Consider the following 16,948-nt stretch of genomic DNA (forward strand, 5'->3'; position numbering starts at 1 on the left):
AACACAGATGCTCCTTATGCATGACTTAATGAGTGGAGGCAAAATAACAAATCCAGTCTTTAGAGCAACTTATTTGGTCAGAGTTGGGATAGAAACGGGAAACGGGAAACGGGAAACGGGAAACGGGAAACGGGAAACGGGAAACGGGAAACGGGAAACGGGAAATTTTAAAGCAGGAAAAACACGAGGCAATAAAAAAGGAGAGCTAATGCTCTCCTTCTCTTAATCCTAAACTGCTAATTAAAGAGCAGCTTTCGCTTTTTCAACTAGAACAGCAAATGCTGCTTTGTCGAATACTGCGATGTCCGCTAGGATCTTACGGTCGATCTCGATAGATGCTTTCTTAAGACCATTGATGAAACGGCTGTAAGATAGACCATTTTGACGAGATGCTGCGTTGATACGTGCAATCCATAGTTGACGGAATTGACGTTTCTTAGCGCGACGGTCACGGTAAGCGTATTGACCAGCTTTAGTAACTGCTTGGAAAGCTACGCGGTAAACACGTGAACGTGCACCGTAGTAACCTTTAGCTTGTTTTAGAACTTTCTTATGACGTGCACGAGCTTGTACACCACGTTTTACGCGAGGCATTATGCTTCTCCTAAACTAAACGATTGATAACTATAAAGAATTAAGCGTATGGCAACATACGAACAACTGCTGCAACTTCACAACGTGGAAGAAGTGCATTTGGACGTAGCTGACGCTTGTTCTTAGTAGTACGCTTAGTCAGGATGTGACGTTTTGTAGCGTGCTTGTACTTAATACCACCAGCAGTTTTCTTGAAACGCTTAGCAGCACCTTTGTTGGTTTTCATCTTAGGCATGATGAATAACTCCGCATTGAGTAGGTTTAATAAACAACGTAATTAGGGCGAACAAAACCCAGCCGTTTACCTCTAAAAGGGAAACGGCTGGGTCTTAATTACTTGATGAGCCGTTAATTACTTCTTTTTAGGGGCAAGAACCATGATCATCTGACGACCTTCGATCTTACTTGGAAAAGATTCCACTACAGCTAAGTCTACAGTGTCTTCTTTCAAGCGATGAAGAACGTCAACACCGATGTCTTGGTGTGCCATTTCTCGGCCACGGAAGCGAATTGTTACCTTCACTTTGTTGCCTTCTTCAAGGAAACGCGTCAGGTTGCGTAGTTTTACCTGATAGTCTCCAATATCAGTTCCAGGACGGAATTTTACTTCCTTAATCTGAACCTGCTTTTGCTTTTTCTTCTGCTCTTTAGCAGATTTGCTCTTTTCAAAGAGGAATTTGCCGTAGTCCATAACACGACAGACTGGCGGCTCAGCGTTAGGACTGATTTCCACAAGATCCATGCCTGCTTCTTCAGCAGCTGCGATCGCTTCTTGAATAGATACAACACCAACTGATTCACCGTCAGCGCCAGTTAGTCGAACTTCACGAACGCCACGAATTTCACCGTTCATACGATGTGGGTTTTGTTTTACCGGCTGTTGGCCGCGTCTTCCGCCTTTAATAGCTTATTCCTCCAGATTGAGCTTACGGATAGAGATCTCGTCTTGGATGTATGCGATAAAGTCATCCACTTTAAATTTACCGAGATCTTTACCTTTACGAGTACGTACTGCGATTTCGCCAGCTTCCATCTCTTGGTCACCAACAACAAGCATATACGGTACACGCTTCAAAGTATGTTCGCGGATTTTAAAGCCAATCTTCTCATTTCTCAAGTCCGCTTTAGCTCTAATTCCACTTTTTTGCAGTTTTTGTACTACTTCCTGAACATAATCTGACTGTTTATCAGTAATGTTCATAAGAATTACCTGTTCTGGTGCCAACCAAGTTGGGAAGAAACCAGCATATTCTTCGATAAGGATACCAATGAAACGCTCTAGTGAACCTAGAATTGCACGGTGAATCATTACCGGTACAAGACGTTCATTGTTTTCACCTACATAAGTTGCACCTAGGCGACCTGGTAGGTTGAAGTCTAGCTGAACAGTACCACACTGCCACGCACGGTCTAGACAGTCGTATAGCGTGAATTCAATCTTAGGACCGTAGAATGCACCCTCGCCCTCTTGAATCTCGTATGGAATTTCCATTGATTCTAGAGACTGTTTCAATGCTTCTTCAGATTGATCCCAAATTTCGTCTGAACCTACGCGTTTTTCTGGACGAGTAGACAGTTTCACTACGATATTGTCGAAACCAAATGTTTGGTACGTATCGTACACCATCTTGATACAATTTGTTACTTCTTCTTGAATTTGGCTTTCTGTACAGAAAATGTGAGCGTCATCCTGAGTAAAGCCACGTACACGCATAATGCCGTGTAATGCACCAGATGGTTCGTTACGGTGACATGAGCCAAACTCTGCCATACGTAACGGTAGATCACGGTACGATTTTAGACCTTGGTTGAAGATCTGTACGTGACCTGGACAGTTCATTGGCTTCAGTGCGTACTCACGGTTCTCAGAAGAAGTTGTGAACATCGCATCTGCGTATTTGTCCCAGTGACCAGAACGTTCCCAAAGAACGCGATCCATAATTAGTGGACCTTTTACTTCTTGGTAACCGTATTCATCTAGCTTAGAGCGTACGAATACTTCAAGGTCACGGAAGATAGACCAACCATTGTGATGCCAGAACACCATACCCGGTGCTTCTTGTTGCATGTGGAATAGGTCTAGTTGCTTACCAAGCTTACGGTGGTCACGCTTTGCCGCTTCTTCCAAGCGAGTTAGGTGCGCCTTAAGTGCTTTCTTATCGTGGAAAGCAGTACCGTAGATACGTTGAAGCATTTTATTGTCGCTGTTACCACGCCAATAAGCACCCGCAACATTCATTAGAGTGAAGTGTTGGCAGAAGCCCATGTTAGGAACGTGAGGACCGCGACACATGTCGATGTATTCTTCATGGTGGTAAAGACCTGGACGATCATCACGAGATACGTTTTCGTCTAGGATTTCCACTTTGTATGGTTCGCCACGTGATTCAAACGTATCACGTGCTTCCTGCCAGCTTACTTTTTTCTTAACAACTTCGTACTTGGTTTTCGCTAGCTCTTTCATGCGCTTTTCAATCTTTTCAAGATCGTCTTGCGTTAGAGACTCGTCTAGGTCGATGTCGTAGTAGAAGCCATTGTCGATGGTTGGACCGATCGCCATTTTAGCTTGAGGGTAAAGCTGCTTAAGAGCGTGACCAAGAAGGTGAGCACAAGAGTGACGAACGATTTCTAGACCGTCTACTTCATCTTTTACTGTGATGATTTCTAGGCTTGCGTCTTCTTCAATCAGATCACACGCATCAACGCGGTTACCGTTTACACGACCAGCGATAGTTGCTTTTGCAAGACCAGGACCGATCGATTGCGCAACTTCCATAGTAGAAACTGGGTTGTCAAATTGACGCTGACTGCCGTCAGGAAGAGTAATAATAGGCATGCTATGTCCTTTACAGTGGTGTTGCACACCAAGCAACACATGTTATTCAAATTAGAAGATATTTCGAGAGTCGATGACAGTCGCTCGGTAACACGAATACCGGACCTTCATCAGGACAAGGATTGTACCTAGCTCACATTTAGAATGCAAAGAGCGATTTCAAAATGTCATCTAAACTTCATTACCACCAATTCAACACTAAGCCTAAATTGTATAACTATTGCCATTAAACAACATTCAAAACATAAAGGCACTATAGTTAATTTATTGAGTAATCTCACTTTAGGCTTTCATCATGATGGATTTAAGATGGCAACCTACTCTTTTGAGTTGCGCTTTGTTTCTAAGTACCCCAGCGTTCAGCGCGTCCGATTTATATGGTCCACTGCGCTCTTATGCGCAATCTCCAATACAAGTAGTCAGTCATACCAACGTACTTCGCTCTGGTTATAGTCTTCCCTCCGGCTACTTTGAGGCATATGGCTCGGGTACCATCGCAAGTGTCTGGGCTCACACGGGCGACTATTCTCTCGATTATTATCACAATCAACTTGAACTCGGTGGAAAATGGCAAATCAATGACCAATGGCAATGGGAAATGAACTATCGTTGGGTCTTTGCTGCAGATAACCATTTAGATGGAATGACCGAAAGTTTTCACGACCTATTTGGTATAGGACAAAATGGACGTGATGAAGTTGATAAGAACCGTTTCTATATGTCGATGCCCGAATACGACATATTACTGGAAGATTTTCAAGGCGAAACAATGGCCAACAACCTGTCGACCTACCTCCAATATCAGTTACTGCAAAATGAACATCATGGTCTATCTATTGGCGGGAGTCTCTATTACAACGATGTTCCGCACGGTCCCTTCAAAGGCACTAGCTTTGAGCAAGGCCTACAAATCAACTATACCTTTAGATTCAATGTATCCAATGTATTCTACTCGATGGCAGGAATGGCCTTCCGAAACAGTGATCGTGCACTGGCAGGTTTGCCCTATCGACATAATACCGCTGCATTCGCGGGAGGTTATCGCTATGCATTGGAGGAGAATCACCACTTCATCCTTGAATATCATTGGTATCAAGGCTCCTCTAAAGGGCCGAGTGAGTTTGCCGACGCATCAAATGAGTTTGTGATTGGATATCGCTATTTAATGGAGAACTCAGCGATTGAGATAATGGCGATTGAGAACGTTAGAAATATGGACAATAGTACCGATATCGCCTTGACTTTTGGATATCGGTACTTGTTCTCTCCAGAAACGGAAAGTTAGGAGTATTACAGATTCAAGGTCGGGGCAACTGCCGACGCAACTTGTGAATCAGACGCTCCGATAGGTAGCGAGAAAGAACGGTATTGGTCGCCAGACATACTAAATGAACGATCGATCTCCGCTAAGCAATGGAGCGTTCCACCGTCCAAAATAAAGGAAAGTTCAATCTCTTTAGTAGAAACAAAACCGTTATTACGAAACTCTAGCTCTTGGTAAATGCCAGAGCGAGAAGAGAAAGTGTTGCCACGTAAGAATCCTTTCTCTACATCTGCTTTCACCATAGTAAAGCCCGCTTGTTCAATCGCTTGAATCACGCGAGAGGCTACTGGTAAAGGCTGCACTTCAATGTAATCTCGGTCGCGTGGGTCAATCGCAAAACCGATATCCAATGTCGTTTCTACCCACACATGGCACTGATTTTTTAACGCACTAACCGCGGTTATAGGTGTTTCGTCATGCAGCTTAAGCTCGAATGGCACCTGCTTTTCTTCATTCGGCTGAATGACAAACGGTTCAACTGCTTTCAATTGATCAATAGTGAAAGTTTGGTAGCTAACGCTGTCGTCTGCCTCTACTTTCATTTCCGTGTTCAGTTTAATGGTGATGGCATCAATTTGTTGTTCGACATCACCACCTTTGATTTGAACGTGACCACGTAAAGTTGCGCCTTGATATACGCTCATTTCATCTAAAATCGTATCCACTTTTGCTGAGCCGATTCCGAGTGACGCTTTTAGTTTCTTAAACATGCGATTCCTTTGTGACTGTCTGTTTTCGTTATTTTGATAAGTCTCTGTTTACACAACTGATCAAACTCCTGCAAGTAATAGACGATAAGAATGTGGAGTAATTCCTTTTATCAGCGCACAAAATGACTCTATCTGTTTGCAATTTATGCGTAGATTACGCACTATTTGTATAGTCAATTAAAAGGAAGTCATTATGTCTGCGCCCCTCTACATGCAAATCAAACAGTTTATCCTCGATAAAATTGATTCGGGTGAGTGGATGGTTGGACATCGTATCGCAACTGAAATCGAATTGACGGGACAGTTTGGGGTGAGCCGCATGACCGTTAACAAAGCGATTCGAGACTTAGTCAATGAAGGTAAACTACAACGCCGCCCTCGCCTCGGCACCTTTGTTTGTGATCCGGCTGACAAGTCTGAATCTCCCCTATTAGACATTCGCAACATTGCTGATGAAATAACGAATCGGGGCCGCGCTCACCACAGTGAAGTGCTAGAGCAAATCGCTATCAAAGCCGATGACAGTATTGCGACAAAACTTGGCGTCATGCTTGGTACCAAAGTGTTTTACAGCGAGATTATCCACTATGAAGACGATAATCCAATTCAGCTTGAGCTGCGTTGGGTCAACAGCCAGTACGCACCTAGTTACCTACAACAAGACTTTACTTGCATGACACCAAACCAGTACCTTTCTGATAACTGTCCTCTCAGTGCAATAGAGCACACTGTTGAGGCGATAGTGCCAGAAGGACGCGTTAAACAAGACTTGAAAATGCAAGCTAACGAGCCTTGTTTGCTGCTTAATCGTCGCACGTGGAGTGAAGATAAACTGGTCAGTACAGCTCTCCTTTATCATCCGGGCAACAAGTACAAATTAAGCTCTAAGATCCTGCTATAAACTAGGCGTTACTTCTTCGTTTTGATCACATTTCAGCAACATCAGCCTTGTCAGTGGTGCTTTTTTCTCCTATTTATTTGTATATACATTTAAGAGTACAAATCAAAAGGAAGTATCAGAATGGATTTGCTGATTGAAAATGCACGCCTCGTCACTATGCAAGAAGGAGAGCAAGGCTACCTACCCTCTCCTCTAGCTCGAGTCGGTATTCGGTCAGGAAAAATTGTTGCACTCAGCACTGTAACAAAAGGCGAAGACAGCGCAGAAACCGAATCCACCCTAAATCCAGACCACTACGAACAAACCATTGACCTTCAAAGCAAGCTATTGCTACCAGGCTTGATTGATTGCCATACTCATCTCGTGTACGCCGGAAATCGTGCCAACGAGTTTGAAATGCGCCTAAATGGCGTGCCTTATGAAGAGATAGCCAAACAAGGCGGCGGTATTCTCTCTACCGTTCGTGCAACCCGCGAAGCAAGCGAGGAGCAACTTATTGAACTCGCTCTACCGCGTTTAGATGGATTGCTTGCAAGCGGTATTACCTCAGCCGAAGTTAAATCTGGTTACGGACTGACACTGCAAGATGAAATCAAGATGCTGCGCGCAGCGAAAGCCCTAGAGCAAGAACGCAAAGTAAAAATCACCACAACCCTACTTGCCGCTCACGCACTTCCACCAGAATTTAAAGGCCGAGCTGATGATTATATACAGCATATTTGTGACGACATCATTCCCCTCGTAGCAGAAGAGAAGCTTGCCACCAGCGTCGATGTGTTTTGTGAATCGATAGGTTTTAACTTAGCTCAAACCGAGCGTGTCTTTGAGGCAGCAAAAAAACACGGTTTGCATGTAAAAGGGCATACTGAGCAGCTTTCTGATCTAGGCGGCACTACGCTAACGGCAGAATACAGTGGCCTCTCTGCCGATCATATTGAATATCTCGATGAAGTTGGTGTGCGTTCGCTTGCCAATTCCTCGACCGTGGCAACCTTGCTCCCTGGTGCATTTTACTTCTTACGTGAAACCCAATTGCCTCCTATCGAATTACTTAGAGCACACAAGGTGCCAATGGCGATAGCGACAGACATCAACCCAGGGACATCGCCATTTGCTGATTTAACCTTGATGCTGAACATGGCTTGCACTCTTTTCCGTTTAACCCCTCAAGAAGCACTGCGAGGCGTCACTCAGAACGCAGCAAAAGCTCTGGGTTATGGGGAATCTCGTGGTGTGATTGAAATCGGTTATGACGCGGATTTCTCAATTTGGGATATCGAACACCCAGCAGACCTTAGTTACCAAGTCGGCGCGAAACGTTTAGTAGGTCGCATAGTCAATGGTGAGTATGTCTCTCACGGAGGACTTTAACATGGCTCAATCAGACCCAAATACCGCTCCATTTCACTGGCAAGGTCGCCACGATGCAGAAGATGGAGAACTGGGTAAGCGCGTTCACCACGTGATTAAAAATATTTCGGTTGAAGAGTTACCGAGCAAAAGCGAAGGCGTCTCAATACTTGGTTTTGCGACCGACGCGGGTGTTGCTAGAAATAAAGGCCGTATTGGCGCAAAAAAGGCACCGGATTTAATCCGTCGTGCCCTAGCCAATCTCGCTTGGCACCAAGATGCACCGCTTTATGACCTCGGTACTGTCGTTTGCGAAGACGACCTACTAGAGAGCAGCCAATCGCAATGCGCAGCGACGGTTGCTCAAGCTCTACCCCATTCACCTGTCGTAGTATTAGGCGGCGGGCATGAGATCGCATGGGCGTCATTTTCAGGGTTAGCCGAGTACTTCAAAACCCATCACCCAGAAAAGCAGCCGAAGATTGGCATTATCAACTTCGACGCACACTTCGACCTACGCGCTTTTGAAAGTTCGCTGGCAGATGTAAAACCGAGCTCAGGCACACCATTTAATCAGATTCATCACTTCTGCCAACGCAATGATTGGAAGTTTCATTACGCTTGCATTGGCGTCAGTCGCAGCAGCAATACCAAAGCGCTATTCCAGAAAGCGGACGAACTCAATGTTTGGTATATGGAAGACAAACAGCTTTGCTACATGAATCACAGCTACCATTTAACGCAGCTACAGCACTTTATCGATCACTGCGATTACCTCTATCTGACGATTGATTTGGACGTGTTCCCTGCGGCCACAGCTCCGGGTGTAAGCGCTCCAGCACCAAGAGGGGTCAGCTACGACATCATTTCACCGTTTCTCGACCGAATCCTACATTACAAAAACAAGCTCATGCTGGCAGACATTGCCGAGTATAACCCTACCTATGACGTCGATAGCCAAACCGCTCGATTGGCAGCCCGCCTATGTTGGGACATCGCCAATGCCATGGCAGAGAAAGACCATAAACCAAAATAACCTAACCCAATAACGATCAACTCGAACAAGGCACAGCTCAAACAGCACCTTACTCGAGCAGAAATAGCCAAGCACAGACTTGGTAGACACGTGAAACTAAAGGAGTCTTAAAATGACACAGCGCCAGGGACAAGATCCACGACTTGATACAAGCAGAACAATTCGTGCTCCACACGGTACGCAACTGCGCGCCAAATCTTGGCTGACGGAAGCCCCGCTTCGTATGCTGATGAACAACCTTGATCCAGATGTAGCCGAGCACCCTCACTCGCTCGTTGTATACGGTGGTATTGGTCGAGCAGCACGAAACTGGGAATGCTTCGATAAGATTGTTGAAGTGTTAGAAAGACTCGACGATGACCAAACTCTTCTCGTCCAATCAGGCAAACCAGTGGGCGTTTTCCCGACTCATAAAAACGCGCCACGCGTTCTGATTGCGAACTCAAACCTCGTGCCACATTGGGCCAATTGGGAGCACTTTAATGAGCTCGATAAAGAAGGCCTGATGATGTACGGACAGATGACTGCAGGTAGCTGGATTTACATCGGCTCACAAGGCATTGTTCAAGGCACTTACGAAACCTTTGTATCAGTAGCTAAAAAGCACTTCAACGGCGACGCAAAAGGTAGATGGATTTTAACTGGTGGCCTTGGTGGTATGGGTGGTGCTCAACCTCTAGCTGGCACAATGGCTGGTTTCTCCATGATTGCTGTTGAATGTGACGAATCACGTATCGATTACCGCCTACGCACAGGCTACGTCGACAAGAAAGCCACATCTTTAGATGAAGCGCTAGCGATGATCAAAGAGTCCGACACGCCTATTTCTGTCGGTCTACTAGGTAACGCAGCAGACATTTTCCCTCAGCTTGTGGAACGTAACATCACGCCAGACGTGGTAACAGACCAAACCTCCGCACACGACCCATTGAACGGCTACTTGCCTCAAGGTTGGAGTATGTCTCACGCAGCAGAAATGCGCTTACAAGACGAAGCTGACGTGGTGAAAACAGCGAAAAAATCGATGGCAGTTCAAGTAAAAGCGATGCTAGAGCTTCAAAAACGCGGCGCGGCAACACTGGATTATGGTAACAACATCCGTCAAATGGCGTTGGAGGAAGGTATCGAAAACGCGTTTGATTTCCCAGGCTTCGTGCCAGCTTACATTCGTCCCTTGTTCTGTGAGGGTATTGGGCCATTCCGCTGGGCTGCATTGTCTGGCGATCCAGAGGACATCTACAAAACCGATCAGAAAGTAAAAGAGTTGATTCCTGATAACCCTCACCTGCACAACTGGCTTGACATGGCACGTGAACGCATTCAGTTCCAAGGTCTGCCTGCACGTATCTGTTGGGTGGGTCTCAAAGACCGTGAGCGCCTTGGCCAAGCCTTTAATGAAATGGTGAAAAATGGTGAACTGAAAGAGCCGGTTGTTATTGGTCGTGACCATCTAGACTCTGGCTCGGTAGCCAGCCCTAACCGTGAAACTGAAGGCATGATGGACGGCTCTGATGCCGTATCGGACTGGCCATTACTTAATGCCCTATTGAATACCGCAGGTGGTGCAACTTGGGTATCACTTCACCATGGTGGCGGCGTTGGTATGGGTTTCTCTCAACACTCAGGTATGGTGATTTGTTGTGACGGCAGTGATGATGCGTCTGAGCGTATTGCTCGTGTACTTCACAATGACCCAGCGACAGGTGTCATGCGTCATGCCGATGCGGGATATGACATCGCAAAACAATGTGCAGCTGAGCAAAAACTGGATTTGCCAATGCTCAATGAAGAACTGAAAAAGCTGAAGTAAGGATGAAAGACATGCTCAATTTAACGCTAAAGCCGGGCCATATTAGCTTAAACGAACTGCGTCAGGTGAGCCGCTCACCTGTCAACCTTACTCTCGACCCAGAAGCCATTCCGGCCATTGAGGAAAGTACTCAAGTTGTCGACCGCGTAATAGCAGAAGATCGTACCGTTTATGGCATCAATACGGGTTTCGGTCTACTCGCAAACACTCGTATTGCGCCAGAAGATCTAGAAACGCTGCAACGCAGTATTGTGCTTTCGCACGCTGCGGGCATCGGTAAATTCATGTCAGACGAGACCGTGCGTTTGATGATGGTGCTGAAAATCAACAGTCTTGCGCGTGGCTTCTCAGGTTTGCGTTTAAAAGTGATCAACATGCTGATTGATTTGGTGAACGCACAAGTTTATCCATGCGTGCCACAAAAAGGCTCAGTTGGCGCATCGGGTGACTTAGCGCCGCTGGCTCACATGAGTACGGTGCTTCTTGGTGAAGGTCAAGCGCGTCACAATGGCAAAGTCATTTCTGGCTTAGAAGCTCTGCAAATTGCTGGTCTAGAGCCAATAACACTGGCACCGAAGGAGGGCCTTGCACTGCTTAACGGTACTCAAGCGTCAACGGCGTTTGCTCTCGAAGGTTTATTCATTGCCGAAGATCTCTTCTCCTCTGCTACCGTTTGTGGTGCGATGTCGGTAGAAGCTGCACTGGGCAGCCGTCGTCCGTTTGACCCACGTATTCACCGTGTTCGTGGTCATCGCAGCCAAATGGATGCGGCCTTAGCGTATCGACATCTATTAGAAGCGACCAGTGAGATTGGTGAGTCGCACACTAACTGTGAGAAAGTTCAAGACCCTTACTCACTGCGCTGTCAGCCTCAAGTCATGGGAGCTTGTTTACAGCAAATTCGCAATGCGGCAGACACTCTGAAAGTAGAGGCCAACTCGGTATCAGATAACCCGCTTGTGTTTGCGGAAGACGACGACATCATCTCTGGCGGTAACTTCCACGCAGAGCCCGTTGCTATGGCGGCGGATAATCTTGCGCTTGCGATTGCAGAGATTGGTAGCTTGTCAGAGCGTCGCATGGCACTCCTCATTGATAGCGCCTTATCTAAGCTTCCTCCATTTTTGGTCGACAATGGCGGCGTCAACTCAGGCTTTATGATTGCGCAGGTGACATCTGCAGCGCTGGCGAGTGAAAATAAAACACTGGCTCACCCTGCTTCTGTAGATAGCTTGCCAACATCTGCAAACCAAGAAGATCACGTATCAATGGCAACTTTTGCTGCTCGTCGCCTGAAAGAGATGGGAGAAAATACGCGTGGTATCTTGGCAGTTGAGTATTTGTCAGCCGCGCAAGGCTTGGATTTCCGCGCGCCAAACAAATCTTCAGAACGTATCGAGATTGCAAAACAAATGCTGCGTGAAAAAGTCTCGTTCTACGATAAGGACCGTTACTTCGCGCCAGATATTGAGCAAGCCAATGCACTACTCAAACTGGCTTTGCATAACGCATTAATGCCAGAAAACTTGCTCCCTAGCGTGCACTAATAAACTTCTGGTAAAGAAAAGCCGATTGAGCTGCTCACTCAATCGGCTTTAATTTTTGAATCTCCCGGTGTAATTCTTATTGCAAGGTCACAGGGAGATTACTGAACACTGCAAATGTTGAAACGGCTGCGACTGCCAGAACCGAGCATTTTCACATTCTGTTTTTCTCGAATATTTAACCAAGCATTGCTCTCTTCTGAGCTCAAATTTGCAGGTTGATAATCTAGGTTTGAATGTCGTGACACCAGCACTTGTTTATTGAGATCGTCTGATAAGCTATCAACGATTTTAGTTGTCATTTGCCCGTCCGAATAGGCCATAACAAGAACGGTATCTTTTCCTTCCAATTCTCTAGAAAGCGCGGATTCGTCACCAATGCTATACTGGACATCCTTAAATGCATCAGGGCTGGCTTGCTGTCCAGAAATTGCACGATAAAGTCTGCTTCGCTGTCTTTTTTTCAAACTAGCAAGCGGTGTGTCATTTGTAGTACTGTACGCATTAACTACTTTGATATTATTTTTTGCCGCATAGTTTAAAATTTCTCTCTGATTACCTAAGCCTCTTCTGGTCAAAACAGGAGAGTTCTGCAAGCTTTGTGAAAGCTTTTGCTCGGTTGCATCGATAATTACTATCGCTGTGTCCCTTCCCTCACTCAAAGATTGATTCAATGCTCGGCGAACTTCAACGTGGGCTTGCTTCCCTTCAACCGTATCCCATTTGGGAGACATTGACCCAGTTGCAGCAGGCCTCACCTCTACAGTGTATGGGTGATATTGATATTCACCAGCAGGCCAATAGGTATTTCGTTTATGTGCACCAAGTTCATCTGCTAAATGATATTCACTGACAACCTTTTCATTCTTCAAATAAGCTTTCGGAGCTTCTTGACCAAGTTTCTTCCATTGAAAGTACATCTGTTCACGTCTCGCGATGTTATTGCTGCGAAATGTACTTATTTCAGTCTCTGCTTCTCTACCACTTTCAGCATTATTGAAATGCGTTATTCCTGTGGTTTGGTACTCTGCATTATCAATCGTATATTCAGTGACTTGCCCAGAATCTGGATGACGGTGCCTTAAAAGTACACTACCAGATGGTATTGCCCCTGAAGCATAGTCACGCGCATGAATTAGCTCATGTCCTAGGGCAACAGATTGGTCGAACTGTTTGCTTGTACCCGGAATATTGACGACCTCTTTGGTAGAAAAGAAGACGGTGTTGGATACGCCCTTACCATCAAACTGTCTCGGATAAATGAGCTCTGCTTTATTTCTATCAACAAAAGTAGAAGGCACTGTTTCAAAAAGACGGCCTGAGCTTTCCGGCTCTCGGATTACAGTAACAACTTTTGCTTTGGTAACATCAACACCCTCGATATGCTCTATGAGGGGACCAACGGAGTCTTCAGGCGCATTTACTGGGGTATAAGTGGCAATTTGGCGTAGAGTTTCTCGTCCAGTCGGAGACATCCTAAGTTTGAGAATGAGTAGTTTAATGTCAGCCAGGTACGCGTCATCTTTTGTTTGCACATAGAGGTTAGTTGAGACTCGGTACAGATTTCCAAGTTGCTGCGAGTTATAACCATGTATAACTCTTACCCCATCGGGAGCTGAATAAAACTGCCCCATTACGGCACCTCCACCAGCCAAAGCAATCTCTGTTGATACCAACAAAACAGACATAATACCAAATACGTATTTGAAGAAGTTCATAATAATTATCCCTCTACTGCAATTTGTAGTTCGATGAGATCTTCTAGTTCATGCAGAAGTATTTCGTTAATAAAAGGTAGAGTGATCGCATTATTCGTTCTTATTGCGGATCCAAGTTGATCAATAGCGGAGTTAAAATCCCCCATCGAAAGAAAACGACCAACCGCGTTTAATTCCACCCTAATTTGGTGCTGAGCTATGTCTCCAACCTGATCTAGTAGCAATTGGTAATGTGTTTCATTTAAATATTGCATGTGTAAAGGTGATAAGCCTGTGTTAAATAGTTGAAGTATATTTCCATTACTTTCAACTTGAACATTTACCTCTGACTGCTGATGTTGAGCAATTTGAGCATAAACAGCCAAGTCACCAAGAAGATATTGCAGTTCATTTGCGGTATTTAGGTGCTTGATGCGACCCAAAATATTATTTACGGCTTCAACTAAATTTTCATCCAGCGTTTCATTAGTTGATTTTTCAATAGCTCGGTCAAATTCATCAGCTAAAATTGGTGAATAAAAGCGAAGGTCTTTTGAGGAGTACATGTGAGGATAAGGGATTGAGTAGTACACATCACTCAAATAAGCAGCCGTGATAGCTTGCTCGAAAAGAGGCTTTATGAAGGCTCGGAAAACTTCATACTGCTTAATATTACTTATGATCCCTCCAGAAGGTTTTTCAGTTAAAATTAGTTCGTACCAACGACTGATTTGATACCAATCCTTCCTTTCTCGAATGTCTGATCCATCTAGCCCTTTACTGTTGAGATAATCTATGAAAGATGTCTGATATGGGAGCACTTGAGTTGTCGCTAGCTGCTCAATCAGTCTCTCGAAGGTTTGGTGAGCGACTTTACCAATCGCATAGGAAGAGGCAACATTAAGCAACTTTGAACGAAGAAGTCCAGCTTTCCACCCTTGAAATAATCGCGCTGAAACATACGTTTCAACATCAAAAACAGCTTGCTCACCTATCACTTCCACGAGTTCAGGATCCTTAGAAACATGATATGTATCATAAAGAGCGCCGCTGTCTTCGCACGCATCAATAGAAGCTTGAATTCCACCCGGATATACTGAAGGTACGCCCCAACAGACCCTAGCTGGCTTTACAAGAAAGGTAGCTGTGTTTAATTGCTCTTCAGAGAGTTATTCCAGCCCCCAATTTGCCGCTGCATACTCACGTAACCCACTCATTCGTGCCCTTTCCTCGAGTAAGCGACGATTGTTTCTGGTGTTGTTATGTATCACACCTACATGATGTTTTGCTCTCTCGACCAGATTATTTAAAATCGTATTCTTGTGGCTCTCAAGATTGGCCATCGCAGTTTGAACCAAACTCTGCTTAGCTTGATACACTTTCTTGTGCAGTTCTCCAAACTCTGCTGAAGTAAGCCTATTGGCGATGTCGTCAAAACGAGCTTGACCGGTAGTTCGGATACAACTTAGTAACTGAGAAGGATCTTGCGCTACATCTGCACAAAGAGGGTGGTTTAGATTAGACTGGTCAGATATATGGCCGTACGCTTTCAAAACTTCTAGGTCAATCCTAGCCATTTGCCTGGCCAGTTGTCGGTCGTAGCCTGACGCGATGCGGCGAAACTCGGTATCTGCGAGCAATAGGAGCTGATCAAGGTAAATCATGGTTGATGATTTTACATGATTATCGTACTGCCGAATCAAGCGTATCGCATCCTCTTTTTTGTGATGAAATTTTTTGAAATCAGCAAAGTGGTTATTGAATACATAGTGAGTTTGAGACTCAAACTCGCTGATTTTCTCCTTAGCCGCAAAGTACTTAATATCATTAGATAACATATTAAGTTCATCACCCACCAATGGGACAATCGAAAAAACTGCAGCTGTTTTATCTAAGCGAGTTGCAGACTCTTGAGAGAAGGTTGCTGCCATGTTTTCAACCCAAGCGCCAACTGCAATTGCATCACCCACAGGGCCAAGTACTTCGAGCGTGGAGCTACCAAAACGCCCTACGCGACTTAAGATAGCCTGACCACTTATTGCGCTATCCACCGTTGCAGGTACTGCCGCCAATGACTCCTCTGATAGAGGCCAAGCTTCAGAGAATAATTGGTTTTGAGAAGAATGCTCCAACTCACCAAATGTAGAGCTGAATTGTGGCTCTGAGTAAAATTCACTTTGAACGTATCCCTCCAATCTCTGACTATTAAGCATATCGATGTTCTGAGTATCTGGAATATCATCAATAAAACACATGGCTATCGATGTGGGACTGAATACAACCGACGTTAATAAAGTTGGTATGATTTTATATTTCATTAAATTATTTACCTTTTTAGGTTTAAATAGATTGCTATCTGTCCATTATTTTAAAAAGCGCACACTTCGGTAGCCGTTAACTCTTCTCCGCTATGCATATCTTTTATGTTTTTTTCCCCCACAGAACTAGCATCGACTTCGCGGTAAACTACATGCGTGCCCATATAGCTTGTTTTAATGGCAACCACCTCAAAGTAAGTATCTCTGTTAATTAATACCTCTAGTTCACCATCTATTACGCTTGGGATGACAATACCGCTCTTACCTTCTTGAAGTTCAAATCTTGCGAGTTGTCCTGACTGGAAGTTATAGGCAACATCTTTTGATATTGATGTTGATATGTAAGAACTTGGGCTAACAATATCTCCGACTTGTATATCAGACATATATGCTCCAAGCTCACGCTCACCTCGATAGGTTACACCTTGGTACTTGATGCTTTTTTCAAACGCAGAATCTATATGGTCAATAATATTCCTTGTTTCACTATCGTATATACCCGAGATAAAACTCTCTCGCGTTGATACATATGCAACATCTTGATACTCAGCTAGGGCAGCAGCTTCCTCCTCAGATAAAAGCCCTCTTTGAACATCAGCTTGTTCATATAATTCTGTTCTTAACCTTTCAAACTCTGCAAAATCATCAATACCTGGTTCAGATAAATTATCCATTATCTGTTCCATCTCTGAAAAGTTATAATATTCTTTGTTGTACTTTAATCCAGCGATTGAATATGAGCAAAATAAAAAATGAAGCAAAAAACCATATATTATTTTTTTGGATTTCATCTTAAACACCAATTGACGAAAATTTCTCGATAAAGAT

14 protein-coding genes and 1 pseudogene are annotated in these 16,948 nt (G+C 44.7%); 7 read left to right on the plus strand and 8 right to left on the minus strand.

Annotated features, from left to right (window positions below; translation table 11 throughout):
* On the plus strand, positions 1-226 hold a 226-nt coding region (locus tag KIV40_RS09090), incomplete at its 5' end, for a hypothetical protein (protein WP_285348776.1).
* 14 nt (positions 227-240) lie between these two features.
* On the opposite strand, the gene rplT is transcribed toward KIV40_RS09090, so the two are convergent.
* From rplT to thrS, 4 genes are all read right to left on the minus strand, one after another.
* Positions 241-594 carry a 50S ribosomal protein L20 gene (gene rplT / locus KIV40_RS09095; protein ID WP_004727974.1) on the minus strand — a complete coding sequence of 118 codons (354 nt, stop codon included), beginning with the start codon at positions 592-594 and terminating at the stop codon, positions 241-243.
* Between the two features lie 40 nt (positions 595-634).
* Positions 635-829 (minus strand): 50S ribosomal protein L35, encoded by a 195-nt coding sequence (gene rpmI / locus KIV40_RS09100; protein WP_005428085.1) that lies wholly within the window; start codon positions 827-829, stop codon positions 635-637.
* Between the two features lie 117 nt (positions 830-946).
* Entirely contained in the window at positions 947-1,498 is a 552-nt protein-coding gene (infC, locus tag KIV40_RS09105; protein WP_080514128.1) for a translation initiation factor IF-3, read from the minus strand.
* A 3-nt stretch (positions 1,499-1,501) separates the two neighbouring features.
* Positions 1,502-3,430, minus strand: a complete 1,929-nt coding sequence (gene thrS, locus KIV40_RS09110; RefSeq protein WP_012127814.1) for a threonine--tRNA ligase — start codon at positions 3,428-3,430, stop codon at positions 1,502-1,504.
* A 295-nt stretch (positions 3,431-3,725) separates the two neighbouring features.
* Here thrS and KIV40_RS09115 point away from each other — a divergent pair, with 295 nt between their 5' ends.
* Positions 3,726-4,715, plus strand: coding sequence for a DUF3187 family protein (locus KIV40_RS09115; protein ID WP_012127813.1), 990 nt, complete (start codon positions 3,726-3,728; stop codon positions 4,713-4,715).
* A gap of 5 nt (positions 4,716-4,720) precedes the next feature.
* Here the strand turns inward: KIV40_RS09115 and KIV40_RS09120 are convergent, their stop codons facing one another.
* Positions 4,721-5,464, minus strand: coding sequence for a sporulation protein (locus tag KIV40_RS09120; protein ID WP_012127812.1), 744 nt, complete (start codon positions 5,462-5,464; stop codon positions 4,721-4,723).
* 193 nt (positions 5,465-5,657) lie between these two features.
* Between KIV40_RS09120 and hutC the strand changes: the two genes are divergently transcribed.
* From hutC to hutH, 5 genes are all read left to right on the plus strand, one after another.
* Complete coding sequence (hutC, locus tag KIV40_RS09125; protein ID WP_012127811.1) at positions 5,658-6,365, plus strand: histidine utilization repressor; 708 nt, start codon at positions 5,658-5,660, stop codon at positions 6,363-6,365.
* A 120-nt stretch (positions 6,366-6,485) separates the two neighbouring features.
* Entirely contained in the window at positions 6,486-7,736 is a 1,251-nt protein-coding gene (gene hutI, locus KIV40_RS09130; RefSeq protein ID WP_012127810.1) for an imidazolonepropionase, read from the plus strand.
* Position 7,737: 1 nt separating this feature from the next.
* Positions 7,738-8,751 carry a formimidoylglutamase gene (gene hutG, locus KIV40_RS09135; RefSeq protein WP_041853195.1) on the plus strand — a complete coding sequence of 338 codons (1,014 nt, stop codon included), beginning with the start codon at positions 7,738-7,740 and terminating at the stop codon, positions 8,749-8,751.
* Positions 8,752-8,863: 112 nt separating this feature from the next.
* Positions 8,864-10,561, plus strand: a complete 1,698-nt coding sequence (gene hutU / locus KIV40_RS09140) for a urocanate hydratase (RefSeq protein WP_285348780.1) — start codon at positions 8,864-8,866, stop codon at positions 10,559-10,561.
* Positions 10,562-10,572: 11 nt separating this feature from the next.
* Positions 10,573-12,108, plus strand: a complete 1,536-nt coding sequence (gene hutH / locus KIV40_RS09145; RefSeq protein WP_005536173.1) for a histidine ammonia-lyase — start codon at positions 10,573-10,575, stop codon at positions 12,106-12,108.
* 98 nt (positions 12,109-12,206) lie between these two features.
* On the opposite strand, the gene KIV40_RS09150 is transcribed toward hutH, so the two are convergent.
* The 3 genes and pseudogenes from KIV40_RS09150 to KIV40_RS09160 form a co-directional block, all read right to left on the minus strand.
* Positions 12,207-13,823 carry a M91 family zinc metallopeptidase gene (locus KIV40_RS09150; RefSeq protein WP_285348783.1) on the minus strand — a complete coding sequence of 539 codons (1,617 nt, stop codon included), beginning with the start codon at positions 13,821-13,823 and terminating at the stop codon, positions 12,207-12,209.
* 5 nt (positions 13,824-13,828) lie between these two features.
* Positions 13,829-16,120, minus strand: a pseudogene (locus KIV40_RS09155) (hypothetical protein).
* 50 nt (positions 16,121-16,170) lie between these two features.
* The gene (locus KIV40_RS09160) at positions 16,171-16,911 is read right to left on the minus strand and encodes an ADP-ribosyltransferase (RefSeq protein ID WP_012127804.1); all 741 of its coding nucleotides are present in this window, start codon (positions 16,909-16,911) and stop codon (positions 16,171-16,173) included.
* Between the last annotated feature and the right edge of the window lie 37 nt (positions 16,912-16,948).

This window comes from Vibrio sp. D173a, from assembly GCF_030248475.1.

What these genes read in the sequence shown, in the direction of transcription:
- hutG (WP_041853195.1), top strand. Translation starts at nt 7,738, where the DNA reads ATGGCTCAATCAGACCCAAATACCGCTCCATTTCACTGGCAAGGTCGC.
- KIV40_RS09150 (WP_285348783.1), bottom strand. Translation starts at nt 13,823, where the DNA reads ATGAACTTCTTCAAATACGTATTTGGTATTATGTCTGTTTTGTTGGTA.
- KIV40_RS09115 (WP_012127813.1), top strand. Translation starts at nt 3,726, where the DNA reads ATGATGGATTTAAGATGGCAACCTACTCTTTTGAGTTGCGCTTTGTTT.
- KIV40_RS09160 (WP_012127804.1), bottom strand. Translation starts at nt 16,911, where the DNA reads ATGAAATCCAAAAAAATAATATATGGTTTTTTGCTTCATTTTTTATTT.
- rpmI (WP_005428085.1), bottom strand. Translation starts at nt 829, where the DNA reads ATGCCTAAGATGAAAACCAACAAAGGTGCTGCTAAGCGTTTCAAGAAA.
- hutI (WP_012127810.1), top strand. Translation starts at nt 6,486, where the DNA reads ATGGATTTGCTGATTGAAAATGCACGCCTCGTCACTATGCAAGAAGGA.
- hutH (WP_005536173.1), top strand. Translation starts at nt 10,573, where the DNA reads ATGCTCAATTTAACGCTAAAGCCGGGCCATATTAGCTTAAACGAACTG.
- rplT (WP_004727974.1), bottom strand. Translation starts at nt 594, where the DNA reads ATGCCTCGCGTAAAACGTGGTGTACAAGCTCGTGCACGTCATAAGAAA.
- hutC (WP_012127811.1), top strand. Translation starts at nt 5,658, where the DNA reads ATGTCTGCGCCCCTCTACATGCAAATCAAACAGTTTATCCTCGATAAA.
- KIV40_RS09120 (WP_012127812.1), bottom strand. Translation starts at nt 5,464, where the DNA reads ATGTTTAAGAAACTAAAAGCGTCACTCGGAATCGGCTCAGCAAAAGTG.
- thrS (WP_012127814.1), bottom strand. Translation starts at nt 3,430, where the DNA reads ATGCCTATTATTACTCTTCCTGACGGCAGTCAGCGTCAATTTGACAAC.
- hutU (WP_285348780.1), top strand. Translation starts at nt 8,864, where the DNA reads ATGACACAGCGCCAGGGACAAGATCCACGACTTGATACAAGCAGAACA.